The following is a 26,593-nucleotide window of genomic DNA, read 5'->3' on the forward strand; positions in this document are numbered from 1 at the left end:
ACCAAGACCCGAAGCGTTTTTCCCAACATCGCGGAGGTATGCCTCTCATGACACAATGAGGGGAGAAGACAGCATACACCCAGTGTGTCTTACCGATTCATTCGGTAGTGAACAATATCAACGGCGTCACCAATTGTGCGAATTGCACGGAGTTCTTCTTCTTGCAGACTGATGCCAGTTTCGACTCCTAACTTGACGGCAAGCTCAACCGCATCCAGGCTGTCAAAATCGAGGTCTTTATACAAGTGCGCCTCCAGCGTAATGTTCCGCTCCTCGACTTCAAACACTTCGACCAGTATTTCTCGCATCCGGGCAAAAATGGCGTCTTTTGTCTTCATTGGAGGGGTCCTCCAATGGGGAGTGGTGTCCCAGCAGCTTCAGAGATGTTTTCCTCTGAGGGGTCTAGGGCAGAAGATTTTGCCATATGCAGTTCTTGACGGAAAAAATTCTCCCAATACGAGGTCAACGCCCGGGCCTGAAGAGGGAGGTGTTTCTTTTCAGTGACAGCAGTCGGAATCTCAAGCGAAGGGAAAAATCGTAAGGTCAAGTCGATCGGGCGGGAAGGAACGGTATACCACGGGTCCCCTTTATGAAGGGTAGGTGGCTCACAGGTGACGGCAACCGGGACCACTGCGGCCCCGGTCCGAAGCGCAATTTGTGCAGCGCCGCGTGAAAATCGCTGGAGGCCTTCGAGAGGGGAACGTGTTCCTTCAGGAAAAATCAGGAGCGAAAAACCAGCGTGCAACCGCTGCGCGCATTCTGCCATGAATTCGCTAGAATCATGCGCGACATAACCGGCTGCTTGTAGGAGCCTGCCGAAGTATACGTTCTGTAAAAGTGACTTTTTGACAATGCATTGGCAGTTTGGGAGGCTACTCATGATTGCGACGACATCGATTAACGTCGGATGGTTGGCAATAAAAAGTGCCCCCTTTCTTGAGGACACGTGTTCGAGCCCGTGCACCTGAAAAGAGGAAATCGGATTTAACATCTGCATGTACCGCATAAAAAACTTGAACGCATAATGAATGAGTAGCAGAGTTCTGCGTTCCCTCTGTGCTGGTGTCGCCGAGAGGAGCAGAATCAACGGCAATGCTGTGACCGTCAGGATGAGGCCCCCGCAGAGGAATGTAAGAAAACATACCCCTGTCATCACCACTCGCCATTTCCGCGCGAGGTTGAGCTTACCTAGCATGGCTTAGAGACCCTCGTTCTCCCTCGTCCACACTCCGCGACGCACTCCCCCGAAAAGCGTGTGGGTTCTGCATTCCCCGTCTCGTCTTCTACTATGTTCTCATAAGCAACTGTCATTCAGCAAGGGCCTACCATCGCGCCTTCTCCTGTGCCGCGAGGTTTTCACTGTTTGACCGCGGCAGCACGCTGTTTCGCTTTGACATAGGCAGAGAAGGTGTCGAGAGAATTGACCAAACTCGGAGAGAGGTCGTCCTCTTCTACGATGATGTGAAACTTATTCTCGACCTGAGTGATGATTTCCATGAGACCGATAGAATCAATCCCTAACTGGGTAATCAAATCGTTTTCGCCGATTTGTGCCGGGGCAATTGGCAACCGCAGCGTGTCAACCAATAGCTCACGGAGGGCACTTTTGATCTCTTCCATGTGGCTACTCTTCTTTCGATTTTTCAGACTCGTACAGCTTCGTAGGGCTGGCGCTTCTTATGAAACGTGAACGGTCGGGTTTTCCTCCGCTGGTTCGCGGAAAGTGTTCATAGAAGTGCCACACCGTCGGGAGTTTATATGACTCAAGATATTGTGCCGCATGTCGTCGCACGTGCTCAATAGTGAGTCGCGTCGTGGCGGTTTCAATATGGGCCTCAACAATGTCTTCTCCATAGGCATCCCGTCTGCCGACAACAACAACATCTGTTACTTCAGGATGATTTTTGAGCGCACGTTCGACTTCAGCGGGTTGGATAAAACGTCCCCCTCGACGAAGGCCATCCCCTAGTCGTCCTGTCACAGTGATCCACCCGTTTGCATCCTGAGTGGCGAAATCACCAGTAGAATACCACCCATCTGGGCTGACGCGACTCGCATCGATTGCGGTAGGGGAGACGTACCCGAGAAACGGTGCGGTCACACGTATGAATAAGGAACCAGGTCGCTCGTCTCCCATAATTGCGGCTTCGACCCCTGGGAGTGCACTCCCGGTGACACCGTCAGGAACAACTTGCCCAATCGTCCCCAATGTTGCCCCGGTTTCCGAGCTGCCATAATTGCGTGCTGGCACGCGACCAAGCCGGTCCACCACGTGACGTTCAAGTTCTGGAGAAACAGGGCCAGCGCCAATGACAATGTGTTGTAGGTTCTGTGGTTGTGCTCCTCCATCGCGAAACGCTGCGCACAACAACCGAGCTGAGGCTGGAACGAGAGGTACGATCGACGCCACTCCTTCACGCAGCAAACGTTGCGCTACACGAGGAACAAAACGAGGAGTGAGATAGAGCGTGCACCCTGAGACGAGCGCGCCACCAAGTGCAAGACCGAGCACAAAGGCGTGGCAGAGCGGCAGAGCGACTAAAATGCGATCCGCGGGTGCAAAGCCGAATCCATGTAAGTAGCGCTCACCTTCAATGAGGAGGCTTTCATCTGAACGTAAGGCTAAGCGAGGTACCCCGGTTGAACCTGAGGTTGGTAAACAGAAGCCAGCACGTTCTGGAAAGTGCCGACGCTTTCCAGCGGGATTGGTGAGGGTGCCTATGCCGTGTGTTGCATCAAACACATAAAACGGCCCGACAGTCTCACCGAGTTCATGCCATTGTTCTGTTGTGGTTTCTGGGGAAAACGGAATGACGACGAGTCCTGCGGCTCGTGCCGCTAAGAAACTGAACACCCATGTGGAGGTGTTCAGTCCGTGAATGACGACGGGCGAACCATTTGCGGCACTGTGAAATTGATGAGCCAGCTTGGTGATCTGTTCAGCCGCGCTTCTATATGTGTAGGACTGCTCGCCGTCAAGAAAAATCCCTTCTGGATAGATTTGGGCAGTACGGAGAAATGTGCGCACGAGTGCAGAATCGGTGTTCATGATCGACGACGGAGGGCAACTCTAGAAATGCAGCAGGAAGCATGTCGAGTTACGCATATGGGTTCCTTCCCTAGTGAAAAGGTAATGGTGTGAAGGTAAGGAATAGCTGTCATGGCGAGGAGCGTGAGTGACGAAGCAATCTCGCTGTTAGCAGAAGAGAACCAAGAGATTGCTTCGCTGCGCTCGCCATGACGTTGCCGCTTCACTTCATGTCATTGCCCTGATGGAGAAAGAGAATCGGCATCATAATCCACATCTGGTTCGATTTTCCTTACTTCAGCTTGACCACTGTTCCCTTGAAGGCCACACCCGCCATGATGGCGCCTGCTCCGCACTGGAATTCGGTGGCACTGACGAACTCCTTATCTCGATAGTTGCTTTTGATATCGATTACGGCATCGCCACCCTCTTTCAGGGCTCGTTCTTGCAACGACTTAATAGCCGAGAAGAAATTCCAGTGGCACGCTTCTTTATCTGATTTGTTAAAAGCATTGGTTTTCTTGTTCGTGCGAAATTCCCCGAACGATTTCGCAACTTCCGGGTGTGGCTGACCTGCGAAAAAAAGTTTCACATCTTTTTGTATTACTGACTTTTGTTCGCCTTCTTGCAAGGCCTCTTGAATGCTCAAGTTCAGTAGGGTATCGCGTGCCGCAGTTGGGGTCGCAAAAAAAGCGCTCATCGCTAAAGCGACAAAGAAAAACAATGGACGGTGTGATCGCTGCATTTTTTCCTCCTCCTCATTGCACGAACGATGATGATGATGCTACCTAAAGCTGCATACGTCAAAAGGGCGAGCCCATGCCCCGAGAAAGCCTGACAAGCTCACCAACTTCCGTGTGAATTGTCAAGGTGTTGTTCTCGTGCCAGATCCATTGAGAGATGAGCTCGTGTTCTCTATAGTGTCACAAAACGGCGTATCGCCTTCTTTGTTATTCCGTTGTTATGTCACCGGAAACGCATCTTGTGTCATCTCCACCGAAGTCCAGGTGGTATACCCACTCGTATGATGGGCGAACGCTCTATCAGTTTGTCGCGCTATGTGCGCCGTTGCTTCCTCGCGCACTTCGTTTTGGCATAGCGAGAGTCGTGGCGGATTTTTATCAACGCCGTATGCCCGCGGAGTATACCGCAGTCCAGCGCAATCTTGCACACATTCTTCCTGACGCTGATCCTGCCACCATTCAACAAACCGTGCGGTCACTGTTTCGTCATTTTGCCTACTATTTTGCTGACCTATTGTCCCTCAACCGTCAATCCGTAGAAGTCCAACAGCGACACGTCCGTCACATCCACAATTTTGCGCGATTCCAGCCGATCCTGGAGGCACATCAAGGATTTGTCGCAGCGACGGCGCATTTGGGGAATTGGGAACTCGCGGGACGGTTGCTCAGTCCTTTTGGGAAAACCGTGCACGTGATCATCTCTCCTGAGCAACACGCTGTTGTACGGCGCCTCCTCCAGGGCGAGAATCAATCTCCCTCACTTCGTTTTGTTTCTAACGATAATACTGGTGGATTCGTCCAATTGCTTATGGCTCTCCGCCGTGGTGATGTGGTGGCTGTGCAGATGGACCGCGCGACCGGCCATCGCAGTGATATCGCTGTCGACTTCTTTGGGAAACCTGTCGAGTTTCCTGTTGGGCCTTTTATTTTGGCCCGCGCGGCTGGAGTGCCAGTTATCCCGTTTTTCTGCTTGCTGCGGCCCGACTATTTCTACGAGATGCATATTGGAGAAGTGATTCCAGTCGAGCGTGGAGGCGAAGACGTCGCGCTTCGTCAGATGGTTCGCGTCCTGGAGCATTATATCGCTATGGCTCCTGACCAGTGGTTTAATTTTTATGACGTCTGGAATACTCCCGCTGCAACCCACTGATCAGATCGCAATTACCGGCATGGGCGTCGTGAGCCCGATCGGTCAAGATGTGAGTTCGTATTGGTCGGGATTGGTCAATGGTGCCTGTGGTATCTCTCGGATCGAGCGGTTTTCCACCGACGGCCTGCGCGTGCAAAACGGCGGAGAAATCAAAGCTCTGCGGGAGTTGGTCGGACCTGCTGCATCTCCGTTGCCAGAGTGTCGAGCCTCGCAATTTCTCATTGCTGCGGCTAGCGAAGCGCTGCAGATGGCTCAATGGAATAACGTGACACGTAGTGACCAGCGCCTGGGAATCGTCATTGGCACGGCTTTGGGGGGCATTGGCCAAGCCGAACGGCTTCTGGATAAACCCCATGACCTTCATGCGTTGACTGGGGCACCATATGACGGTCCTACGCGTCATCTGGCACATTGGTTCCGGGTCACTGGTCCGGTTATGACGATCTCAACTGCGTGCGCGTCAGGAGCAACCAGCCTTGGTATTGCGGCGGATCTGCTGCGTGCTGGAACTGTGAGTGCGGTTCTCGCTGGTGGCGTCGATATCCTCTGTCGCTTTGTTATGCAGGGCTTCAACCGCATGCGGTCATTGACGCGCGATAAAGTACGTCCGTTTGACCGCCGCCGCAGCGGCCTTTTATTAGGCGAAGGCGCAGGCCTCGTTGTCTTGGAGCGAGCCTCTACCGCGCGACAACGAGGCATCTCTCCATTGGCACTCCTGCGTGGCCATGCCAGTTGCGCTGACGGTTCCCATATCAGTGCGCCTGATACCGCAGGGCGCGGACTCGAACACACGATACGGTTGGCTATGCAGAATGCTGAAGTGACCCCTGAGCACATCGACTTTATCAGTGCCCATGGCACTGGCACTCCTCAGAATGATCGTGTTGAGACGAGTGTTTTTAAAAAAGTTCTTGGCTCACGTGCGTATGCGATACCGGTGAATTCGATCAAAGCACACATGGGCCATACGATGGGAGCCGCAGCAACGTTGGAAACCATCATGTGTGTCCTGGCCTCGCGTCACGGACAGATTCCACCGACATTGAACTATGGCGAACCGGATCCGGAGTGTGACCTCGATTATGTGCCAGGAAGCACCCGCGTGTTTCGTCCGCGCATCAGTCTCAAAACTGCGGCTGGATTTGCCGGGTGTAATGCCTGTCTTGTGCTTGAGGGAGTCGTATGATGTTTCGCGGTGTCAGTCTGGCCACTGGCTGGGGGGAAGGTCTGCACAGTCTGCCCAAGGATGCCGTGGCTGCAGCCGCAGGGAAGCAGATCCTGCCTTTGCCAACACTAATAGTTGATGATGATCGACTCCGTCGAGCCACGCGAGAATGCCTCTTGGCTATTGCTGCAGTTGAGACCGCTTTGCGCCACAGCCCGTGGTCGGCTGCTGATCTGGCTGGGCAGCGGACGGCGCTCGTGTATGCCAGTGCCTCCTCATATATCTCAGCCAACTGGTCATTTTTACATGCCGATGCCAGTAGCGTTGTCTATTTTCCCTACACTGCACCCAGTGCCGTTCCTGGCGAAGTGAGCATGTATTTCAACATCACTGGCCCCTATCTTTCCTTTCTCAGTGGCGCGAATGCCGGGCTTGAGGCGCTGTGGCACGCCGTGACGCTCCTCAACACTGGCCAATGTGAGCGGGCACTGGTGCTGGTGGTAGAAACCTTCAGCGAGTGCGAAGAGCTTTTTCTCCTCACCCGGAGGTTGGTCAGCTTTCCCTTGGTGGAAACGACCCTGTGTGTACTCCTGGAGCGTCATCCTACGCTTGGAACAGTGAGTTATGACGCTGGAAACGCGACGAATGGCGGACTGGTGCACGCATTGGCCACGTCTGCTCTGTTTCAGGCCGTGCAGGAGAGACAGGGAACGCCAGCTCTCGCCCTCTGCGGCCCAACATTGCGCGACGGTCATGAGATTGCTCGGCAACTGCAAACACACTGGCCGTTAGTCGCAGATCTTCCACTTGCGGTAGTGAATGCGCGGACCGGTACGTGTCTCGCTGCCACGCCGCTCGTTGGTTTGCTCCTCGCCCTTGCGGAAACGCAACGCGAGCAGATACTATGTATTTCGCACTGGGGAGAGGCCTGGTCGATGGTGGGCTGGCCGCGTGGTTCTCTCTAGACAACGCGTTTGGGGGAAAAGTCGAGATCAGACGGGGTGCGCGTGATGACACAAGAAGCGATTATTGGCGAGGTGAGAAAAATGCTCTCTCAGCGACTTCGTGTCGCGCCGGAGCGCGTTGCTGCTCTTGAACCGGATTCTCCATTGCTCCGGGGTGGTCTGGGACTTGATTCGCTTGATTGTATCGAACTGCTCTTAGGGCTAGAGGACGAGTTCGGCTTGCAATTTAGTGAAGATGCAGACGAGGGGTGGATCGAACATTTCTCCAGTCTAGAAAAAATATCACAGCTGGTTATTCACATGAAGGCCGAACTGCCAGGAGAACGTCTGCGGTGAAACCGCACGCGCGGGATGTCGTGATCACTGGTCTCGGTGTCATTAGTCCCTATGGACGTGGATGTGACACCTTGTGGGCTGGTCTTGCGGCTGGGGCCTGCGTGCTCGGCCCCCTCAGACTCTTTCCGACAGAAGGGTTTCCTTCGAATATTGGTGGCCAAGTTCCCGAGGCGACCGTGCGGTCGTTAGGTGCTGCTCAGCGCTCACGAGCGAACCGTTTTTTGTTGGCGGCAGGAGAGGAGGCGGTAGGGCAGGCGGGTTTACCTGACTCTGCTTTGACCACGGCAGCAGTCAGTATTGGTGGGACTGGTGGTGGGATGCTGGAGGTCGAAACCTGGTATCAGCATTATTATCAGAAGCAGAATGATCGCCGTGTCCGCGGTGCCTTGCGTACGATGGTGCCAGCAGCACAAACCGAAGCGTTGGCACGACAGTTTCACATCGAAGGGCCACGCGAAAGTCCGATTCTTGCGTGCAGCTCAAGTGCGGCAGCGCTGGTGACTGTCGCCGATTTGATTACCACTGGTATGGTCGATGTCGGGCTTGCTGGTGGTGTCGACAGTCTGACCCGTATCTGTTTCATGGGATTCAATACCCTCAAGCTGGTCGACAAGAGTCCTTGCCGTCCATTTGCTCGGGATCGGCGAGGGATGTCGGTCAGTGAAGGCGCGGCGGTGTTGGTCCTTGAGTCGTATGAACATGCGCTTGCGCGCGGTGCGCAGATTCGTGCTTTTCTGTCTGGTGGTGCGATTTCTTCGGATGCTTTCCATCCCATTGCTCCACCACCCGATGCCGAAGGGGCGGTGCGGGCCATGCGTGAAGCCTTGCAACGGGCGCACTTAACTCCGAGTGACATTGGCTATGTCAACGCGCATGGAACGGGGACTGTGCAGAACGACAAGGCTGAATCTGCGGCACTTGAGCACGTGTTTGGTGCGGGGAAGGTTGTGATCAGCGGTACCAAGTCGCTGATTGGCCACACGATGGGAGCTGCAGGGGCTGTGGAAGCAGCGACGACCATCCTGGCACTTGAGGCCGGACTGTTGCCTCCGACGGCGAACCTCAGTGAACCTGACCCTGAGATCCCCTTTGATTGTATTCCGTATACCGCTCGCCCTGCTGTTGTTGATCACGCCATGTCGAATTCCTTTGGCTTTGGCGGCCAGAATGTCAGTGTGATCTTCAGTCATCCACGGACACTTGAGTAACACTATGGCAGTGCGCTCTCCTCGTCGTGTTGTAATCACTGGCATTGGCTGTGTGAGTCCGTTCGGCGTTGGTGGAGCTGAGATCGTGACCACCATGTTGCGGACCCAGCAGACTGCGATTGCCCCGGTTCGTAACTTTACAACTGAGGCATTGCAGCGTCATCTCGGCGCTGAAGTTCCTGCTGCTGACCTCGTGCATGATGAAGAGGGGCGTCGTTGGAGTCGTGTCACACAGATGGCGGTTGTGGCCTGCCGTCAGGCTGTGGCTGAAGCGCAATTGGCGCCTGGAGAAACATTACATCCCTTCGGGCTCGTTATTGGCACCGAGTTCGGCGACTTGCGCTCAACGGAAGCATTCGACGCGAGTTTTCTTGAACGGGGACCGCGAGGACTGCGCGCTTTCTTATTTCCGAACACGGTCATGAACTCTATGGCTGGGATCGTGAGCCTTGCGTTGAGTATCAAAGGGCCCATACTCACACTCAACCAACCGGGTGTTGCTGGCGAACTGGCTGTCGTCCGCGCACTAACGTTGCTGGCGGCGAATCGCACACAAGCAGTGATCGTGTGTGGTGTCGATGAACTCTTTTCCGCGCTCTATGAAGTGCTTGGGCGCTTGCAGGTGCCTTCTCCATGCGACAATGGGGAAGAAGCTTGTCGCCCTTTTGATCAACGACACAATGGCCCAGTGCTGGGAGAAGGGGCCACGGCATTAGTTCTTGAGACGCTTGAGCATGCGCAGGCGCGTGGCGCCACGATTCTCGCCGAAGTCCAGCAGACGTGCTGGGGTGCCGTTCCTGCACGTTCGTATCGCTATCCGTCGCCTGCTCGATTGCACTATCGCTTGCTCGACGAGCTGTTGGCCTCGGCAACGCTCCGCTCCGCAGATATCACGGCTGCGTATCTTTCTGGCTCTGGCACTCCGCAACACGACACGGCTGAACTGTCGTTGATTGCAAAAGCGTTTGGCGTGGAGTGTCCACTCCTGACTTCAGTGACTCATCTCGCCGGTGAATATGGCAGTCTTGGGGCACTCCGGGTTGCGGCTGCCAGTATCACCGCGAGAGAGGGACTTCTGCCAACCCTTTCGTATCTTGATCGGCCTATCCGAACTGACGTCCGTTTTACACGGCAGTCTGAAACGTCATCTCCTGGCGTTGTTCTTGTTCATGGACTTGCCCGTGGCGGAGTCCAAACGGCGCTCCTGATCGGACCGCCATCCACTCACTAAACCCAAAGAAGAGACGAGTAAATCGTGATGACTACCCCAGACCTCAAAGATGAGAGCGTATATGATGTTATTATTGTCGGCGGTGGCCCGGCTGGCTCAACCGCTGCTACGCTGCTGACGAAACAAGGATTTCGCGTTGCCTTATTTGAACAAGAAGCGTTTCCTCGTTTCCATGTTGGCGAGTCGCTACTGCCAGCCAACCTTCCGATCTTCGATCGTCTCGGTTGTCATGAAGCTCTTCAGCAACTTGGACTCATTATTAAACCTGGAGCAACCCTCTACGATGAATACGAAGGGCGGGGGCGCGTCACATTTTTATTCCAACAGCTGTCATTTCAACCAGCGAATTCGTATCAGGTGATTCGCTCGTCCTTTGACGATTTTTTGCTTCGCCATGCGGAGAATTCAGGGGCGCATGTGTACCGACAGCATACAGTCACCCGGACGCAACACGACCCAGATCGAGTGACTGCATGGGTCACTGTCCCACAAGGGGAGACCCGCGAAGTGCGGGCTGCGATGTTTGTTGATGCAAGCGGACGTGACGCGTTTCTGGGGACGACGTTCGGCAAACGCGAACCGCTGCCCCACTTAGGGAAGGTCGCGCTCTTTGCGCATTTTCGTGATGTGAAACGAGACCCAACCGTGCCAGAAGGGAATGCACGCATTTACCTCGTTCCGCAGGGGTGGTTGTGGTGGTTTTCGTTCGGGAATGGCAGCGAAAGTATCGGCTGTGTGCTGCATTCTCAGGTTGTGAAGTCTCGCAAGGGGTCCATTGAGGATTTGTATAATGAAGTGTTGGCGTCATCACCTCGTGTCAGCGCAGGGATTGCCAACGCTCAACGTATCACGGATGTCCATCCGGTCTCCAATTTCTCGTACCGTATCTCACCGTGTGTCGGGGATCGCTACCTCTCTGTCGGTGATGCGGCAGGGTTCATTGACCCTATTTTCTCTACTGGCGTTTTCCTTGCCATGCGTTCTGCCGAGCTTGCGACTGAGGCGATTGTCCATGCCTTCCGCGCACGCGACTTTCGTGCTCGACGGTTCCAGCGCTATGCCAAACAATTTCGCCGGGGCATGGGATCGTTTATTCCTTTTATCAGCCGATTTTACGATCCTGACTTCTTAGATATTCTGTTCTCGCAAGATCCTCCCCTGCACCTTGATCGACCTGTCGTGTGGGTGCTGAGTGGTGCTGGCTTTGATCGTAAGCCGTTCAAACTTCGTCTTGGTCTCGCGCTGTTTTTCTGTATCGTGCATATTCGTAAAGCTATTCGCTGGGCGACAGGTCTCTCGGTCGCATCACGGCGGTCGTGGTAAAGGCATTTGCCCTTTACGCCAAGAGCGAATAAGGAAGAACAGAGAGAGGAGCCTCCTATGGTTGTACAGCTTCTTTTGGTCGTAGGGATCAGTCTTCTGAGTGTTGGGTTGTCGGTGTCGCCGGCGATTGCGCAAGCTGCCGTTGACAACGCGCCAGAGCCGCCACCAGAGCCCACACCAGACCCGCTGGTGAGCTTTAATCAGCCGATGTTCGAGTTCAATCTCAAAATGGATGAATATGTCCTGTTGCCGATCGCTAGAAAGTATGACGCGGTCATGCCGAATGTTGCCCAACCAGGCGTCCAACGGTTCCTGCGCAACTTAGGAGTGGTCGGACGTTTTGCCAACAATCTTTTTCAGGGGAAAGTGCCGCAGGCCGGACAAGAGGTGGGGCGCTTTCTGGTCAATACGACTCTCGGCGGTGCCGGATTTGTCGAGGTTGCGGAGCCGCTGTTGGGATGGAAGGAGAGTCCAGAAGACTTTGGCCAGACGTTGGCTGTGTATGGCGTATCTTCCGGTCCCTATCTGGTGCTGCCGTTTTATGGTCCCTCGACTGTTCGTGATGTTGTCGGAGTCGCGGCTGATGGGGCAATGAACCCGATGACGTATTTCCTCTCGACGCTGCAATTGCTTGCTGTACGTGGCGGAACCACCACTGTTGGGGCGATCAACTCCCGTTCGTTGAACAAGCAACTCTTTGAGAATATCGATCAATACGCGGTTGACCAATATGGTGCTGTACAGGATGGCTACTTGCAAATCCGCGCGAAGCAGATTGCGGAATGACAGTCAGCACGAGAGCCAGCGTATGATTGAAGGATTATTTTCCTTTCCACTGATACGATAATCTCTTTCTAGCTCCTTTTTGGCTATTTTTCTTTCTGTCGCTACACTCACAGTGCGCGGGAAGAAACCTCACCCAGAAAGGAGCCTGCATGAAAAAACTGCGATTACGGCTCTTCCTCTTTTTGCTCTTATGCGGTGGCGGAATCCCTTCCTTCATTTTCTGTGACAGTCTCCTCTGGGCAGCGGACGCAATTGCGACATTGCCTGAGGTCGTGGTGCCCAAGAACAGCCGCGTTCCAGTACGTTGTGAAGGGACGGCGCTTTCTGTCAAACGTCCGACGTTACCCAATGGCAAGCCTGATCCCTTACGGGCGACACTCGAATGTATCGACACACGGCCAACGGCTGGTCGGATCGAACTCTATGCTGGTGCTCCAGCGTGCCCTGATCACAATGCCGCTACGTGGCACGGTTTATGGGATTACCGGCGTGGGTGTCACTATAATCATACACATAATGCTGATCCTGCTGCGGTTGCCAATATCTTCGGGCCTGCTGGTCAGCTGGGGGGACAGGCGATCTCGTATCCGTGGGAAACTGGTGGTGGGTCCGAGAATCATCATAAACACCAAGGTTACAAGTATGCCTGGAATAGCCAGCTCCGGTGTGAGCATGACTATGGATACGTACAACCGCCACCGCATTGTGTCCGGGCCTTCCGTATGCAGTATCACTTATTGGGTGGGGTGCAAGATGCGATTATCCCCATGCATTCGTTTTTTGCCGAAGTCCAAGTCTGCACCAAGACAGGCCGCTGTGGGATCGTGCGCACCGGTGGACATAGTAACTTTGGAATTGTGCGCGCACCGTATGGTACTGGTCAACGCTTGCCGCTGCCCAGTGACCCGCCTGGAAGTGAGAATCAACAAGTGGATGATGAGCCCTATCGTGCTTTCAATCTCGCCGAGGACAATGCCTTTTTTGCCAGTACGAATGCTTGTCTTGGCTGTCGTGGGAGTATTCGTGGTGGCGATAATATCGGGTATTGGTCAACCGATGATCCACTCGCTCCCAAGTATGGGTCTAACCGTCTGTTAGGGTACAAGATTTGGACCTACGATGAGTGGGGAGGGCTGGATCGCCAAAACCCAGGCCAACAAACCTTCATTTGTCAGGACCGTACCTGTCGCTTCAATAGCAGCGAACACTTGGTGTACGACCTGCTCGTGAATATCCCACGAGCACTTGACACTGATGGTGATGGCTTTGTGTCCTATACAGGCTGGACCGATCTCACTGGTAAGATTGTTTCGACATGTACGACAGCAGGACCGAATTGCGTGCCACTAGTTTTAGAGAATGTCCCGGTTGGTGTTGCCGCATGGACTACCAGTAGTAATGTCGGCTACGAAACTGTGACGAACCCTGGGAACATTCTCGGGCCGGTTGAGTTCGATCTCACGCCGCCAGCGAACGGGGTCAGTTGGATTGAATATCCGAATTGACGTAGGGACACGAGTTGGACTCGCTTTCGCTTGGTGTCATGCGTCGGCGTGTGTTGCCTGAGGTCAAGCCACCTCTTTTTCGGTGACCCATCGTAACGAGAATAACCCGACCATGCCGATGACTGTCAAGACAAGCCAAGAGGTACGATAACTTCCTGTTATGTCAGCGAGCAAGCCGAACAAGGGAGGTGCCAGCAGTGTTGCTGGCATAGAGAGACCTTGCACGAGTGAGATCGCAGTGCCAGCGGACTCTGCCCCCACGATTTCAATGACTAAGGTCCCGAGAATCCCGGTCCAGGCGAAAGCTGAGATTCCGAAAAGAACGGCAAGAACCCCGACCAGCCAGAGCGGTGTCTGCGCGGGAACGAGCGCTGCCCCGAGCGTGCTGCAAACTGTGAGGGCAATGATGATGACCAAGACAGGACGTCGTTTCCCCTGAAACTGCCGATCGCTCACTAACCCCCACCCAATGCGGGCAATCATTGCGGCGATATTGACCACGACAAACAGGACGCCGGCAGTGACGACCGAGACCGCAAATGTTTCATGCAGAAAGAGGACAAAATAGGTTGTCGCGGCCATCTGCGCGAAGACCTGGCAGTTGAAGATCAGCGCTAAGAGTAAGAGCTGTCGGTCGCGCATCAAATCGCGAAACGAGCGCACTGGCGTGGCGCCCGCTGCCTGCTTCCGTGGTGGATCAAAGTAGGCAAAAACAACCAAGAGCGCACCAATAAAAGATAGCAGGCCGCCTGCGAGATATGCGGAGCGCCAGCCGTAATATAACGCCAGCACTGGCGCAACGCCCGCGGCGAGCATCCCACCGATAGGGACGCCAGTCTGGCGAATACCCATCGCGAGACCGCGCTGATGTTGCGGAAACCAACGCATGATCGCAGCGCTGCCAGCTGGATTTTGCATTCCATTCCCCAATCCGAGTGCTAAGCAGCCCAGCACCAGACTCCAGAGTCCACTACTCCACGAAACTGCCAGTGCTGCGAGCGCGCCCATAAGGCCCGAGAGGATCAATACCTGCCGTTCGCCGACACGATCCGCTGCTCGTCCCCCAAACAAGGCAGATGGTGCTGCGGTGAGAAACACAGCTGTCGAAACGAGACCGACTTCCGCTCGGCTGATGTGTAAATCGTCTTGGAGAAAGGGCGCAAGCGGCCCAAACGCTGAGGCGAGGATATTCGCCGCCGCTTGTCCCAGGGTTGTCATGCCGAGTGCGTACCAGCGGTAACGCTCGGAGGCCAGTAAAGAAGTACGATAAGAAAACACCGAACGGGTGTAGCAAGGATCGCGGTGCGGATAAACGGCAGGGGCGATTTGTCACGTGTTGAGGATTGTCAGGTGGAAGGCGGGGAAGAGTGGATGTTGCAAATCCGCGATTGACAACGTCTCGCTGGCTTATTCCTCCTCACCCCATTCTGGGAGTGGTTGTGGCTTTGACGGCGGTTGCTGCTCTGAAAGCAGTTCTGGCTCTGCGGGTTGTTGTTTGGTTGCGGCTTTTCGTTCGGTTGGTGCTTTGCGTACCGTCTGGGCTTTTTGCCGCGCCCGTTTGGGGCGATTGACCTCGCGACGTTGACGCTGTGAATCTTGTTGTAGACTGGTCTCTGGTGTTGGTGGGAGGGGGGCAGGTCGTGGGCGATGTCGAGAGCAACTCGTGAAAATGAGGAACACGATCGTACTCAGCGTTAACCAGTAGCGGCATTCCCTATAGGTCATATGTCTTCTTCCTTGCCTGGCCCGAGCGGTTTGCGCTCCTGATCTCCTGGCCTCTTGATCTGCTATCGGTAAACGTTGAAACAATCAACGTCGCATGATTATGGATCAAGAAACGTACCGAAAGAAACAGGGGATTGTAGGGAGAGGAGAGGTGCGAAGAGAAGAAGCTCTTCCGAATGCTCTTCGCTTCGCACAAACCTACGATCTCAGTGTCATGGTGTCGCGGCGACGACACTGGCCCACTCGAAAGGTTACTCCTCATCTCCTGGTACGCGCCGTGGGCGGGTCGTTGGCTATGGAGTTGGGCTTGGAGCAGGGGAAATGATGCCACACTTTTCGAGGAGGTTACGAGCCTGTGCCTCAGAGAGATCTGATACGTTGAGAATGCGGGAGGCGAGATGACTCAGTAACTGCCCTGCTGCTGCTGATATGCCGGCCGCATTTGTGGCGGCAGGTAGCTCTGAGCAGGCGTTTTGGTAGAACGTGAGATTGATGCGATTCGAATTCGGAACCGATCTCAACGGACCGGTGACCGTGAGGATTGCTGCCTCTGGCCCGGTAGCTTCCTCACTGTTGTACCTGACGTCAACCAATGCGGACGCGGCGACGGGTTCCGAAAACTTACCGGTGACCACAATTTCCATCCATTTATCTACGTTAAAGGTGGAGTCAAAGGTGTTGCGTATGCGGTTACCGACATTTCGCAGTAGATTACTGTCGTTTGCAACATTAAACACTGTTGAGACACAGGCCAAACCATTAGAGTAGATGCCACCACCAAGGAGGGCCTCGCGGAACCGTGCTTCGATTGCCTCTATCTTGTTCGTACACGGTGGTGGAGGAGTAATAATTGGGCCAGTGTAACAGTCAGTGCAAACACTACTAACGGGGGTATACGCGTCGCGCCAAACGAGATTGCAGGTTTCGGTTCCATTGAAGACGAGCCCGCCAGGGTTGTACGGATCATTGGGATTCTCTACTTCATTGTCCCAGACGACGTTAGCGCGACAACTGAGCCAATCGATTTCCCACGCCGCACGCGCAGACAAGGGTGCGAAGACCAGTATGGCACACGTAGTGATCAACGTTGCGCAAGAGCGAATGGTCATGGTTTCTCCTTACGTAACAATTTCGGGTTGATGAACGTTCTTCCTGGGGAAGGTGTGGACGGGCAAAAACGTTACTTGCTGAGAAGAGCACCATCCTCATGGGCGTCACCGCAAACCAACGAATCCGGACGGCACGCCTCGCACGTTACCGTAGTATACACTGCACGTCTGCGCTCTTGCTGAAAGCCGAACCTGGGCGGTAGCACGAGGTGGCTCGTCAGGGTAATACGCGGAGCACAGGCATCGACGACGGTCTCAGCACTGGCAACCCCAGGAGCCTTGGATGTAGCACTGAAAAATATCGTTGGATTCCCGTGCACCGGAATCTGAAGTGCAACCTCGCCTGCCAAACCGAACGTATTGAAATCATCAAAAGGGACTGGCCCTTGGTTCACATCAATGAAGGTTACTGGGTTATTCAGGACCTTCAGACCGCCGTCGATCTCGGCTACGGCGCTGAGCTGACAAACGTAACGTGAGGAGGGATGACACGCGTCGGTCTCTTTCTGTGCAAAGGCAGGCGTGGTGAGAGTCGAGACGAAGACACTGGCTGCAAATACGATACTGGCGATAGGATACATAGTCACTCCTTGTCATCTGCGGAAAAGAAAGACGTTGGTAAACACTGCCGCTTCACCTAAACCCATCGCATTGCGGAGGCGCACGGGGGCAGCGAGAGTAGTAATGACACATGGGTGCGTTGCTCCTGATAATTGTCGGTGTCGATGCAGCCAGCGGGGATCGTTGTTGTTCTGAAGGACGAGTAACAAGAAGTGTGCCGGAACCAATGTAGTCGCTGTTTTCTCTCTGAGGCTGGAATTTCGCGTGAGTCTTTTGCTATTTGGCAGTCGTGGCGCTTTCGTTCCGAGCGATAAAGCCGCAGCTGTGCCGAGAAATGTTATCGAAACGATACAGACAAGAGTATTTTTGTTGTCGAACTGAGTCGGGTAAAAGGGGTGGTCTCAGGTCAGCCAAAGGACAGGTGCAGCGGAAGGCAACAATGCTAGCCCCCGATTCTCTGCTCGCCTCATTGCAGTTCCTGTAGGGGCAAACATTTGCTACACCATGACTGTTGATCTTGTTGCTTGAGGAGAAGGGAATGGCACACAGCGGAACCCTGTCGTCCACCGCGTATGAATTTGCCAACCTGCTTGATGTGAACGAACTCTATCAGCAAAAAGGTTGGACCGATGGACTCCCGATCGTTCCACCGACAGAGGAGCGCGTACGCGAGTTTTTAGCATCTGTCCACCTCACGCCTGGAGAGATCGTTGGTATTGAAACCGTACGCCAACGCCCTCTCACTGCTGAGAAAGTGGCGATCAATGCTGTCATGGCAGGTTGTTTGCCGACCTACATGCCGGCGATCGTGACTGTACTGCAAGCGATGTGTGACGAAGAGTTCAATCTGCATGGGAGCACGGCAAGCACCGGTGGGAGTGCCCAACTGATTGTCGTGAATGGTCCAGTCCGTACGGCTCTTGGCATGCACACTACGCATAACGCGCTCGGTAATGCCAGTCGCGCCAATGCCACGATTGGGCGGGCAATCCGGCTGTTGCTCATTAACGTGCTTGGGTGCATTCCAGGGCAGCTCGATCGTTCAACCCTCGGTCATCCAGGAAAATTCACGTTCTGTGTTGCTGAGGATGAGGAAGATAGTGCCTGGGTACCGTTGGCGCAGGAGCGGGGTGTGGCGTCTGGTCAATCTGGTGTGACCGTGATGGCGTGCGAATCCCCACATCAGATTATGAATGAATGGACCAAAGACCCGGAAGAAATAATGGAGACCTTTGCGGCGGAGATTCGTCACAACATGTTGACGTATTCTATTTGGGCAGGAAATTATGCGATCGTGATTCCCAAACAGTTACGCGAGTTGTTGATCGCCGCAGGTTGGCAGAAGAAGGATATTCGCGAATACATTTTTCGTTCCGCCCGAGTGTTGCGTAAAGAATGGGCGACGGTCGGAAAGAAAAACATCGTTGAACGGGGCAAAGGGCCAGAGCAGGAGTTCATTGCGCTCCGTTCGCCTGATGATTTATTAGTTGTCGCTGCAGGTGGACCAGCCGGTGGCTTTGGTGCGGTGATTCCGCCGTGGCTTGGAACGTGGTCACATGCGGTGACGAAAACAGTAGTCAGCATAGGAGAAGAAGTAGCCAGTAGTCAGTAGCCAACAGGGTTTTGTTGCTTTCCCTACTGATTACTGACTACTTTCCCGGAGGTTTTTATGCCGATTCGCGTTCTCGATCCAACATTTGAGGAACCAGTGACAACCAACACAACTGTGAAAGGACTCACCTCACTCGCTGGTTGTACAGTAGGTTTGCTTGATAACAGCAAGATCAAAGTCAAAGAAATTTTGAATTATGCAGAAGAGCTGCTCCGCACCCAACATGGTGTGACGAAAGTAGTGCGACTGAAGAAACCCGATGCGAGTCGACCAGCGCCACCTGAGGTAGTAGCGCAGATGGCGGGGTGTGATGCCGTGATCTCGGCGGTGGGTGATTGAGGGAGCTGTTCATCGTGCAGTTTGCACGATGCCCTTTCTGCTGAGACAATCGGGATTACCGCGACTGCAATTATCACCGATCGGTTTTCGCAAACAGCGCAGGTGATGGCACAGGTGTCTGGTTTTCCACAGTACCGCTTTGCCGTCATTCCTCATCCCATTGCAAACAACAACGATGACATCTTGCGTGCCAAAGCCGAAGCTGCAGTGCAGCAGTGTGTGGAGATTCTGCTGAATCGGTAGTCCGCGGTGTTTGACCGCCTGTGGGAAATCCACTATACCCTAAAGACACCCAAAATTTTCCCTACTGAAAGTGTAGTGATGAGAGGAGCTTACAGGTACAGCTATGGATTTTCCACGCATTAAACGACTTCCTCCCTATTTGTTTGCCCAACTCGATAAAATGAAGATCGAGGCCCGGCGAGCCGGGGAAGATATCATCGACTTTGGCATGGGAAATCCTGACCACGCTTCCCCTCCCCATGTCGTCGAAAAACTCATCGAGGCGGCAAGGAAACCACAAAACCATCGCTATTCGACATCCCGTGGGATTCATAAACTACGGTTGGCGATCTGTAATTGGTATAAGCGCCGCTTTGGCGTAGAACTCGACCCTGAGAGTGAAGCGGTTGTCACTATCGGTTCCAAAGAAGGGCTGTCCCATCTTGCGCTGGCGATGCTTGGGCCAGGCGACGTCGCTATTTGCCCGAGCCCAACCTATCCCATTCATCAGTATTCGATCGTCATCGCCAATGCCGATCTACGTGTGGTTCCCCTCGTGCCGGGCTCTGATTTCTTCGCCTCGCTGGAGAGCACCGTGCGACAATGCTGGCCGCGCCCGAAGCTTTTGCTCATGAGCTTTCCGCATAATCCAACCACCGCGGTAGTTGATCTCGATTTCTTCCGCCGTGTCGTTGATTTTGCCAAAGAGAACAATCTGTTTGTCATTCACGACTTTGCCTATGCCGACCTGTATTTTGATGGCTATCAGCCCCCCAGTTTCCTGCAAGTACCAGGAGCCAAAGACATTGGCGTTGAGTTTTTTACGCTGTCGAAGTCGTACGACATGCCAGGTTGGCGGGTCGGTTTTGTCTGCGGCAACCAGGAAGTTCTCGGGGCACTGTCGCGACTGAAAAGCTATTTCGATTATGGCATTTTTCAGCCGGTGCAGATCGCCGCTATCCATGCGCTCAACGGGCCACAGGATTACGTTGAGAGCGTGCGCCAACGCTATCGTCGGCGACGCGATGTCTTGATCGATGGCTTGGACCGGGTGGGGTGGCACATTCCCAAGCCGAAGGGCACGATGTTTGTGTGGGCAGAAATTTCTGAGCAATTCCGACATCTCGGATCGATGAAGTTTGCAGAACTTCTCCTCACTGAGGCGAAGGTTTCGGTCTCTCCTGGTATTGGTTTTGGTGAATATGGCGATGACTATGTGCGATTCGCGTTGATTGAGAATGAACATCGGACGCGGCAAGCGGTACGTGGTATCCGCAAAGTCTTTGGTGGAGTCAGCGTCCCGGAACTCAAGAAAGCTAGCGTAGGGTAGCAATGCCAGGGGGAGAAGTACGGCTCGGCGTCATTGGCCTTGGCACTGTCGGGGGCAGTGTTGTCCAATTGCTGCAACGCAATGCCGTCGCAATCAGCAAAAAGCTTGGGCGGCCGGTTCGCTTGGTTCGCGTCGCAAGTCGTAGTCTGCGCACGAAACCGCACCCTGATGTGGGCACGGCTCGGGTGAGCACCGACCCGTGGGATGTTGTGACCGATGCTGAAGTCGAGATTGTCGTCGAACTCATGGGTGGTATCGATCCCGCCCGTGAGTTGATTCTCGAAGCGATCAAGCACGGCAAAGATGTGGTTACCGCTAATAAGGCCCTGCTGGCGTTGCACGGGGCGGAAGTGTTTGCCGCGGCTGAAGCGAAGAGTGTATATCTCGGCTTTGAAGCCGCGGTTGCTGGTGGTATCCCGATCATCCGTACGCTACGTGAAGGGTTGGCTGCCGATCGTAACTATGCGCTTTTCGGCATCGTGAATGGCACGTGCAACTACATCTTGACGACGATGAGTGACCAAGGCGAGGAGTTTGCCACCGTTCTCCGTAACGCGCAGGAGCAAGGGTTGGCAGAAGCTGATCCGAGTTTCGATATTGACGGGATCGATGCAGCACACAAATTGGCACTGCTAGCGACGCTGGCGTTTGGCGTGCGTGTCCCATTCGAGTCCGTCTATATCGAGGGCATTCGCCATATCAGTCAGACCGATGTCTCTTTCGCCAAAGATTTTGGCTATACGATCAAGCTTCTTGCTATCGCCAAAGATGAAGACGGTGCGGTTGATGTGCGCGTTCATCCGACGATGATCCCTCGGCGCAGTTTGCTGGCAGGCGTTGGTGGTGCCTACAATGCCATCTTCGTACAAGGTGAGGCACTCGGATCGTCGTTGTATTTTGGTCGTGGGGCAGGGGGGATGCCGACAGCGACTGCAGTTGTTTCTGATGTGATTGAGATTGCTCACAATCGGAGTGCTGCCAGTGAGGTGCGCGTGTCGCCGTTAGGCTACGCGTGGAAGGACCTGCGGTTGGCTTCCTTTCGTTCTATCGATGATGTCGTGAGCGAATACTACTTGCGTTTTATGGCGGTTGATCGTCCTGGCGTTTTAGCCAAGATCGCTGGTATTCTTGGGGAACAGAGCATCAGTATCGCTGCAGTGATCCAGCGCGATCGAAGCGAGGGAGATGAGTCGGTTCCACTAGTGATGCGGACGCATGCGGCCCGAGAGCGCAACTTGAAAGCTGCCTTACGGCAGGTTGATGAACTGCCCATTGTCCAAGGAAAATCCGTCTCGATTCGTATTGAGGAGAATTTGGGATAGTGATGGAGAGACGCTCCGACGGGGCGCCTTTACCTGGGGAATTTACAGAGCCTCTTTCGTGTGACGGAGGAGGAACAGAAACGCGAATACGACGATGACTGATATCGCATTTTCTGAACGAACGCCGTTCCCTTCATCAGTGGTTCCGACATTCCGCGCCTGGTTTGCGTGTGCCGCGGGCTGTAGTGGTGAGTTGCCAATCAATCAGATCATTTACTATTGCCCGAAGTGTGGCAGTTTGTTGGATGTCCATCATGACCTCACTGCACTGAGGCGCCGTTCAGCGCCTGAATGGAAAAGACTGTTCGATGATCGCTATTGTCGGACGACCTACCCGTATGGAAGTGGTGTGTGGGGGAAGAAAGAAATGGTGTGCCCATCGGTCGAAGACTCCAATGTTGTTTCGATGTACGAAGGAGCCACCAATCTCTTCTGGGCGGAACGACTGGGCAAGCAAGTTGGCCTTGAGGATCTCTGGGTCAAACAGTGTGGGAATTCGCATACCGGTTCATTCAAAGATCTGGGCATGACCGTTTTGGTGTCGATGGTCAAACAGATGATTGCCGAAGGAACCAAAATCCCTGCCGTTGCCTGTGCGTCGACTGGGGATACTTCTGCGGCGCTTGCTGCTTACTGTGCTGCTGCAGGTATTCCCGCCATCGTTATTTTGCCGCGCAATAAAGTCTCGACCGCTCAGCTCATTCAACCCCTGGCCAATGGTGCACTGACGCTGTCGTTGGATACCGACTTCGATGGGTGTATGCGGATTGTGCGTGAGCTGTGTACCAAAGAGAATCTCTACCTGGCCAATTCCATGAATAGTCTCCGTTTGGAAGGGCAGAAGACCATTTCCTTGGAAATCGTGCAACAGTGTGATTGGGCTGTCCCCGATGTGGTGGTTGTCCCTGGCGGAAACCTTGGCAATATCTCTGCTATCGGGCGCGGCTTTTTGCTCATGCGAGATCTCGGCATGATCGATCGGTTGCCTCGGTTGGTGTGTGCCCAAGCGCAACACGCCAATCCGCTCTACCGCAGTTTCCAGTCCGATTTTGCTACTTATAAACCGATCCGTGCAAAAAAGACGCTCGCTTCAGCGATTCAAATTGGCGACCCGGTCAGTATCCATCGCGCGATATCGACCTTGAAAGCGTTCGATAGTGTAGTGGAACAAGCGAGTGAAGAAGAATTAGCTGATGCTGCCGCTTTGGCAGATCGCACTGGGCTTTTTAACTGCCCACATACTGGTGTAGCGTTGGCTGTGCTGTTCAAACTGCTGGAGAGAAAATGGGTTCAGCGACATGAGAAAGTCGTGGTGATTTCCACTGCGCACGGCTTGAAGTTCACTGACTTCAAGCGTCGCTATCATGAGGGGCAACTCCGTGGATTTACTTCTCGACATGCGAACCGACCAGTTGAGTTGCCAGCAGATTATGGGCAGGCACGGGATGCGATTTATCGGGCACTTGAAAAATAGCTATGAGCTGTCAGCGCTCAACGTTCAGCCTCAGTAAGGAAGAAATTTTAAGAGCTGAAAGCTGAAGGCTGAAAGCCGAGGAAGAAAAGATGAAATACATAGTACTCCAAGGTGATGGCATGGCCGATTGGCCGATTGCTGAACTCGGCAACAAAACCCCACTGGAATACGCTCGTACCCCGAATATGGATCGTATCGCCTCACTGGGTGTGCTGGGAATGGCGCATACGATTCCTGAGGGGTATCCCTCAGGGAGTGATGTCGGGACCATGAGCCTTCTCGGTTATGACCCCCGCCAATACCATACTGGGCGCTCGCCGATTGAAGCCGCCAGTATGGGTGTGGAACTGAGTCCAACCGACATTGCGTTTCGTTGTAACTTGGTCACGCTTGGTACTGGTGCCAACAACGAAGAAACAATGGTCGACTTTTCCTCTGGTCATATCACCAGTGAAGAAGCAGCGGAGTTGATTCGTGCGGTCAACGCCGAGCTGGGAACAGACGACATTTCCTTCTACCCAGGTGTGAGTTACCGTCATCTGATGGTGTGGCACGGTGGCAAAGAAAAAATGCAGACCACGCCACCGCACGATATTACCGACCAACCAACGGCAAATTATTTCCCGGCTGGTGAAGGCAGTGAGCGTTTGTGCGACCTCATGCAACGCTCGCGAACGATTCTGGCCGGTCATCCGGTCAACAAAAAGCGGCAACAGAATGGAAAAAGACCAGCCTCGACAATTTGGTTGTGGGGCCAGGGACGACGCCCTGCGGTGCCGACGATCAAAGAGCGGTTTGGTTGCGAGGGGTCAGTCATTTCTGCGGTTGACCTCGTGCGTGGGATTGGGGTGCTGGCTGGACTCGAAGTGATTCTCGTTCCTGGAGCGACCGGATTTCTTGATACGAATTATCTAGGCAAAGCGCAGTATGGTCTCGCCGAATTGCGGAAAAAGGATTTCCTCTTTTTGCATGTCGAAGCGACAGATGAGGCTGGGCACATGGGGGCACCGGATAAGAAGGTGCAAGCGCTCGAAGATTTCGACCAAAAAGTCGTGGGCACGATTCTCGATGGACTGCGTGAATTCCCTGAATGGCGCGTACTTTTGATGCCTGACCATGCGACTCCGTGTGCGATCAAGACGCATTCCGACGATCCCGTGCCGTTTGCTATACTTTCCTCAGACGATATGAAACGCGGAGTGCAAAAACCTGTGTGTTACAACGAAACCAGTGCCAAAGAAACCGGGATCGTTGTTCGTGAAGCGTGGCAGATTCTTGACCGCTTTGTTCGTGGGGAAGCCGTCTCTGCTTAAAAGCAAGAACCAATACGGAGGGCGCAGCATATGGATCGCAACTTAGCTCTGGAAGTTGTGCGAGTAACCGAGGCTGCGGCATTAGCTTCTGCGGAACTGATGGGGCGCGGCGACGAAGCTGCAGTGGACGAGGCCGCTGCGGTAGCAATGTACAAATTGTTTCCTGATGTCGATTTCAATGGCCGTATTGTCATTGGCGAAGGGGAAGCCGATCTGATCCCTGTCCTCTATGTTGGTGAAACTCTAGGAACAGGGAAAGGACCAGAGATCGAAGTTGCACTGGACGCGCTTGAAGGGGCGACATCGTGTGCTACAGGCGGTCCCAATACCATCTCGGTTGTGGCGATCGCTGAACATGGTGGTTTTCTGCGCTGTCCACAACATGTGTACATGGAAAAGATTGCTGTCGGCCCGGCTGGCAAAGGCGTGATTAATCTCGACAAGTCTGTGAAAGAGAACCTGTTTGCCTTGGCCGATGCGAAGAAAGTGCGGGTTGAAACGCTAACGGTCGTGTTGCTTGATCGTCCGCGCCATGAACAGTTAATTACTGAGCTGCGCCAAACCGGTGTCCGTGTCAGACTGATCAGCGATGGCGATCTCTCTGCGGCATTGGCGACCACACGCGAAGATACGGGTGTCGATATGCTCGTAGGGACTGGAGGGGCGGCACAAGGGATTATGGCGGCAGCGGCGCTGTATTGCCTTGGTGGGGATATTCAGTGTCGCTTTCGGCCGCGGAATCAAGAAGAGGCTGACCAGCTTCGGCGAATGGAAATTTACGATTTTCACAAAAAGTACACGATCAAGGATATGGTCAGTGGCAATGTCATGTTTGCCGCGACAGGAATCACGAACGGTGAATATCTGAAAGGTGTCCGTTTCTTTCGTGGTGGTGCGGCAACGAATTCTGTCGTGATGCGGTCGAAGACCCACACGATCCGTTTCATGGAAACCTTCCATCATTTTGACGTGCATCCGGAGTATTAATATGGCGTATGAAAACATTGTGTTCGAGAAAGATGGGGCAATTGCCGTCCTGACGGTCAACCGTCCGAAGAGCTTGAATGCGCTCAATCCCGCGACTGTGCGTGAGATTGGCGCGTGTGTCGAATCGGTGCGAAACGATTCGTCAATTCGTTGTTTGATCATTACCGGCGCTGGCGACCGCGCCTTTGTCGCTGGTGCTGATATTTCGGCGATGGTCACTATGAGTGCGACGGAAGGAAAGACCTTCTCTGCTCATGGACTTGGCGTCATGCGCTCGCTTGAAACTCTACCGATTCCGGTGATTGCTGCGGTCAATGGCTTTGCACTGGGTGGTGGAACTGAACTTGCTCTTGCGTGTGATTTGATTATTGCTGCAGATAAAGCAAAATTTGGGCAGCCAGAAATCAATCTGGGCATCATTCCCGGATTTGGTGGCACGCAACGTCTGGCTCGTCGTATCGGACTGCCGCTCGCTCGTGAGTTGATCTACAGCGGCGATATGATCGATGCTGAGACCGCGCTTCGTTATGGCTTAGCCAATAAAGTTGTGCCATTGGCAGAACTCATGAACGAAGCCAAAGCAGTAGCGAAGAAACTGGCTTCCAAGCCGCCGATTGCGATTCAACAGGCGAAAGAAGCCATCAACGCCGGTATCGACATGGACCTTGATAATGGCAGCCGTTTCGAGAATGAGGCTTTTGCTTTGACATTCTCGACCGCTGACAAAGTCGAAGGTATGACCGCCTTTCTCGAAAAGCGCGATGCGAAGTTTACCGGGAAGTAAATCCTCTGGTAAATGAGGCAGCCCTCGCACCTCAGAACCCGCTCACCTTTCTGCACGCTACAGGTGAGCGGGGTATTCTTGACCCACCGCTAAAACGACGGCACCAACGGCTCCCCACCCATCAACACCCGCCCAGCCGAGTGCTGGAGTGGACGACCACCCTCTAGACTAAAGGCAATGGCATGTAAATTTCTTAGAAAGTGTTTTTTAATTCGTATTTTCCGTCGTCACCATCCGCAGCGTGCGCCGGATACTGGCCAAGTACACCATAGCGTCACTGGAAACGGTGGTATGTTCGAAGTCCCGACACAAGCGCCGCTAGCGCCCCAGCCAACCGAAGGACCGCTCCACCACCCAGCGGCGGGGCAACACGGT

The 26,593-nt window shown here is 54.0% G+C and carries 26 protein-coding genes; 17 read left to right on the forward strand and 9 right to left on the reverse strand.

Translation table 11 applies throughout. The annotated features are described in order from the left end of the window. Positions 1-89 precede the first annotated feature (89 nt). The 5 genes from FJ147_01960 to FJ147_01980 form a co-directional block, all read right to left on the reverse strand. Positions 90-338, reverse strand: a complete 249-nt coding sequence (locus FJ147_01960) for an acyl carrier protein (GenBank protein MBM4254642.1) — start codon at positions 336-338, stop codon at positions 90-92. Beyond that, complete coding sequence (locus tag FJ147_01965; GenBank protein MBM4254643.1) at positions 335-1,195, reverse strand: 1-acyl-sn-glycerol-3-phosphate acyltransferase; 861 nt, start codon at positions 1,193-1,195, stop codon at positions 335-337. Before FJ147_01965 ends, FJ147_01960 begins: the two co-directional genes overlap by 4 nt. Before the next feature lie 161 nt (positions 1,196-1,356). Next, on the reverse strand, positions 1,357-1,620 hold the full coding sequence (locus FJ147_01970; GenBank protein MBM4254644.1) for an acyl carrier protein: 264 nt from the start codon (positions 1,618-1,620) through the stop codon (positions 1,357-1,359). Positions 1,621-1,624: 4 nt separating this feature from the next. Further along, the gene (locus FJ147_01975) at positions 1,625-3,049 is read right to left on the reverse strand and encodes an acyl--CoA ligase (protein MBM4254645.1); all 1,425 of its coding nucleotides are present in this window, start codon (positions 3,047-3,049) and stop codon (positions 1,625-1,627) included. Between the two features lie 271 nt (positions 3,050-3,320). Further along, positions 3,321-3,728, reverse strand: coding sequence for a hypothetical protein (locus FJ147_01980; protein MBM4254646.1), 408 nt, complete (start codon positions 3,726-3,728; stop codon positions 3,321-3,323). 263 nt (positions 3,729-3,991) lie between these two features. On the opposite strand from FJ147_01980, the gene FJ147_01985 reads away from it, so the two are divergent. From FJ147_01985 to FJ147_02025, 9 genes are all read left to right on the forward strand, one after another. Continuing rightward, positions 3,992-4,921, forward strand: a complete 930-nt coding sequence (locus FJ147_01985) for a lysophospholipid acyltransferase family protein (protein ID MBM4254647.1) — start codon at positions 3,992-3,994, stop codon at positions 4,919-4,921. Next, positions 4,887-6,107 carry a beta-ketoacyl-[acyl-carrier-protein] synthase family protein gene (locus tag FJ147_01990; GenBank protein ID MBM4254648.1) on the forward strand — a complete coding sequence of 407 codons (1,221 nt, stop codon included), beginning with the start codon at positions 4,887-4,889 and terminating at the stop codon, positions 6,105-6,107. The genes FJ147_01985 and FJ147_01990 overlap by 35 nt, the downstream gene beginning before the upstream one ends. Further along, the gene (locus FJ147_01995; protein MBM4254649.1) at positions 6,104-7,051 is read left to right on the forward strand and encodes a hypothetical protein; all 948 of its coding nucleotides are present in this window, start codon (positions 6,104-6,106) and stop codon (positions 7,049-7,051) included. The genes FJ147_01990 and FJ147_01995 overlap by 4 nt, the downstream gene beginning before the upstream one ends. 42 nt (positions 7,052-7,093) lie before the next feature. Beyond that, positions 7,094-7,387 (forward strand): acyl carrier protein, encoded by a 294-nt coding sequence (locus FJ147_02000; GenBank protein MBM4254650.1) that lies wholly within the window; start codon positions 7,094-7,096, stop codon positions 7,385-7,387. Further along, on the forward strand, positions 7,300-8,595 hold the full coding sequence (locus FJ147_02005) for a beta-ketoacyl-[acyl-carrier-protein] synthase family protein (GenBank protein ID MBM4254651.1): 1,296 nt from the start codon (positions 7,300-7,302) through the stop codon (positions 8,593-8,595). Before FJ147_02000 ends, FJ147_02005 begins: the two co-directional genes overlap by 88 nt. Positions 8,596-8,599: 4 nt before the next feature. Beyond that, positions 8,600-9,826 carry a hypothetical protein gene (locus FJ147_02010; protein ID MBM4254652.1) on the forward strand — a complete coding sequence of 409 codons (1,227 nt, stop codon included), beginning with the start codon at positions 8,600-8,602 and terminating at the stop codon, positions 9,824-9,826. A gap of 24 nt (positions 9,827-9,850) precedes the next feature. Continuing rightward, complete coding sequence (locus FJ147_02015) at positions 9,851-11,149, forward strand: NAD(P)/FAD-dependent oxidoreductase (protein MBM4254653.1); 1,299 nt, start codon at positions 9,851-9,853, stop codon at positions 11,147-11,149. 57 nt (positions 11,150-11,206) lie between these two features. Next, positions 11,207-11,935, forward strand: coding sequence for a VacJ family lipoprotein (locus FJ147_02020; GenBank protein MBM4254654.1), 729 nt, complete (start codon positions 11,207-11,209; stop codon positions 11,933-11,935). Positions 11,936-12,084: 149 nt separating this feature from the next. Then, positions 12,085-13,440, forward strand: coding sequence for a hypothetical protein (locus FJ147_02025; GenBank protein ID MBM4254655.1), 1,356 nt, complete (start codon positions 12,085-12,087; stop codon positions 13,438-13,440). Between the two features lie 63 nt (positions 13,441-13,503). Here the strand turns inward: FJ147_02025 and FJ147_02030 are convergent, their stop codons facing one another. From FJ147_02030 to FJ147_02045, 4 genes are all read right to left on the reverse strand, one after another. Further along, the gene (locus FJ147_02030) at positions 13,504-14,658 is read right to left on the reverse strand and encodes an MFS transporter (GenBank protein ID MBM4254656.1); all 1,155 of its coding nucleotides are present in this window, start codon (positions 14,656-14,658) and stop codon (positions 13,504-13,506) included. A 189-nt stretch (positions 14,659-14,847) separates the two neighbouring features. Continuing rightward, on the reverse strand, positions 14,848-15,165 hold the full coding sequence (locus FJ147_02035; protein ID MBM4254657.1) for a hypothetical protein: 318 nt from the start codon (positions 15,163-15,165) through the stop codon (positions 14,848-14,850). A 293-nt stretch (positions 15,166-15,458) separates the two neighbouring features. Continuing rightward, positions 15,459-16,274, reverse strand: coding sequence for a hypothetical protein (locus FJ147_02040; GenBank protein MBM4254658.1), 816 nt, complete (start codon positions 16,272-16,274; stop codon positions 15,459-15,461). A gap of 71 nt (positions 16,275-16,345) precedes the next feature. Then, entirely contained in the window at positions 16,346-16,855 is a 510-nt protein-coding gene (locus FJ147_02045; GenBank protein MBM4254659.1) for a hypothetical protein, read from the reverse strand. Between the two features lie 518 nt (positions 16,856-17,373). Here FJ147_02045 and FJ147_02050 point away from each other — a divergent pair. The 8 genes from FJ147_02050 (at position 17,374) to FJ147_02085 (ending at position 26,218) form a co-directional block, all read left to right on the forward strand. Then, a complete protein-coding gene (locus tag FJ147_02050; GenBank protein MBM4254660.1) occupies positions 17,374-18,447 on the forward strand; it encodes a hypothetical protein in 1,074 nt (357 codons plus the stop codon). Positions 18,448-18,504: 57 nt separating this feature from the next. Continuing rightward, positions 18,505-18,786: a hypothetical protein gene (locus FJ147_02055; protein MBM4254661.1), complete on the forward strand. Its 282-nt coding sequence runs from the start codon at positions 18,505-18,507 to the stop codon at positions 18,784-18,786. 346 nt (positions 18,787-19,132) lie between these two features. Then, positions 19,133-20,338 (forward strand): aminotransferase class I/II-fold pyridoxal phosphate-dependent enzyme, encoded by a 1,206-nt coding sequence (locus tag FJ147_02060; protein MBM4254662.1) that lies wholly within the window; start codon positions 19,133-19,135, stop codon positions 20,336-20,338. Between the two features lie 2 nt (positions 20,339-20,340). Beyond that, on the forward strand, positions 20,341-21,660 hold the full coding sequence (locus FJ147_02065; protein ID MBM4254663.1) for a homoserine dehydrogenase: 1,320 nt from the start codon (positions 20,341-20,343) through the stop codon (positions 21,658-21,660). Between the two features lie 94 nt (positions 21,661-21,754). Then, positions 21,755-23,134, forward strand: coding sequence for a threonine synthase (thrC, locus tag FJ147_02070; protein MBM4254664.1), 1,380 nt, complete (start codon positions 21,755-21,757; stop codon positions 23,132-23,134). Between the two features lie 89 nt (positions 23,135-23,223). Next, on the forward strand, positions 23,224-24,447 hold the full coding sequence (locus tag FJ147_02075; GenBank protein MBM4254665.1) for a cofactor-independent phosphoglycerate mutase: 1,224 nt from the start codon (positions 23,224-23,226) through the stop codon (positions 24,445-24,447). A 30-nt stretch (positions 24,448-24,477) separates the two neighbouring features. Then, positions 24,478-25,434 carry a class II fructose-bisphosphatase gene (glpX, locus tag FJ147_02080; protein ID MBM4254666.1) on the forward strand — a complete coding sequence of 319 codons (957 nt, stop codon included), beginning with the start codon at positions 24,478-24,480 and terminating at the stop codon, positions 25,432-25,434. A 1-nt stretch (position 25,435) separates the two neighbouring features. Further along, positions 25,436-26,218 (forward strand): crotonase, encoded by a 783-nt coding sequence (locus FJ147_02085; GenBank protein ID MBM4254667.1) that lies wholly within the window; start codon positions 25,436-25,438, stop codon positions 26,216-26,218. Positions 26,219-26,593: the final 375 nt, after the last annotated feature.

Source organism: Deltaproteobacteria bacterium, from assembly GCA_016874775.1.
Classification (GTDB): domain Bacteria; phylum Desulfobacterota; class Binatia; order Bin18; family Bin18; genus VGTJ01.

Coding starts and splice junctions, on each gene's coding strand:
- FJ147_01965 (MBM4254643.1), bottom strand. CDS start 1,195: ATGCTAGGTAAGCTCAACCTCGCGCGGAAATGGCGAGTGGTGATGACA.
- FJ147_01970 (MBM4254644.1), bottom strand. CDS start 1,620: ATGGAAGAGATCAAAAGTGCCCTCCGTGAGCTATTGGTTGACACGCTG.
- FJ147_01990 (MBM4254648.1), top strand. CDS start 4,887: ATGACGTCTGGAATACTCCCGCTGCAACCCACTGATCAGATCGCAATT.
- FJ147_02065 (MBM4254663.1), top strand. CDS start 20,341: ATGCCAGGGGGAGAAGTACGGCTCGGCGTCATTGGCCTTGGCACTGTC.
- FJ147_02060 (MBM4254662.1), top strand. CDS start 19,133: ATGGATTTTCCACGCATTAAACGACTTCCTCCCTATTTGTTTGCCCAA.
- FJ147_02040 (MBM4254658.1), bottom strand. CDS start 16,274: ATGACCATTCGCTCTTGCGCAACGTTGATCACTACGTGTGCCATACTG.
- FJ147_02035 (MBM4254657.1), bottom strand. CDS start 15,165: ATGACCTATAGGGAATGCCGCTACTGGTTAACGCTGAGTACGATCGTG.
- FJ147_02055 (MBM4254661.1), top strand. CDS start 18,505: ATGCCGATTCGCGTTCTCGATCCAACATTTGAGGAACCAGTGACAACC.
- FJ147_02085 (MBM4254667.1), top strand. CDS start 25,436: ATGGCGTATGAAAACATTGTGTTCGAGAAAGATGGGGCAATTGCCGTC.
- thrC (MBM4254664.1), top strand. CDS start 21,755: ATGACTGATATCGCATTTTCTGAACGAACGCCGTTCCCTTCATCAGTG.
- FJ147_02050 (MBM4254660.1), top strand. CDS start 17,374: ATGGCACACAGCGGAACCCTGTCGTCCACCGCGTATGAATTTGCCAAC.
- FJ147_01985 (MBM4254647.1), top strand. CDS start 3,992: ATGTCACCGGAAACGCATCTTGTGTCATCTCCACCGAAGTCCAGGTGG.
- FJ147_02020 (MBM4254654.1), top strand. CDS start 11,207: ATGGTTGTACAGCTTCTTTTGGTCGTAGGGATCAGTCTTCTGAGTGTT.
- FJ147_01960 (MBM4254642.1), bottom strand. CDS start 338: ATGAAGACAAAAGACGCCATTTTTGCCCGGATGCGAGAAATACTGGTC.
- FJ147_01995 (MBM4254649.1), top strand. CDS start 6,104: ATGATGTTTCGCGGTGTCAGTCTGGCCACTGGCTGGGGGGAAGGTCTG.
- glpX (MBM4254666.1), top strand. CDS start 24,478: ATGGATCGCAACTTAGCTCTGGAAGTTGTGCGAGTAACCGAGGCTGCG.
- FJ147_02045 (MBM4254659.1), bottom strand. CDS start 16,855: ATGTATCCTATCGCCAGTATCGTATTTGCAGCCAGTGTCTTCGTCTCG.
- FJ147_01980 (MBM4254646.1), bottom strand. CDS start 3,728: ATGAGCGCTTTTTTTGCGACCCCAACTGCGGCACGCGATACCCTACTG.
- FJ147_02075 (MBM4254665.1), top strand. CDS start 23,224: ATGAAATACATAGTACTCCAAGGTGATGGCATGGCCGATTGGCCGATT.
- FJ147_02010 (MBM4254652.1), top strand. CDS start 8,600: ATGGCAGTGCGCTCTCCTCGTCGTGTTGTAATCACTGGCATTGGCTGT.
- FJ147_02030 (MBM4254656.1), bottom strand. CDS start 14,658: ATGACAACCCTGGGACAAGCGGCGGCGAATATCCTCGCCTCAGCGTTT.
- FJ147_02025 (MBM4254655.1), top strand. CDS start 12,085: ATGAAAAAACTGCGATTACGGCTCTTCCTCTTTTTGCTCTTATGCGGT.
- FJ147_01975 (MBM4254645.1), bottom strand. CDS start 3,049: ATGAACACCGATTCTGCACTCGTGCGCACATTTCTCCGTACTGCCCAA.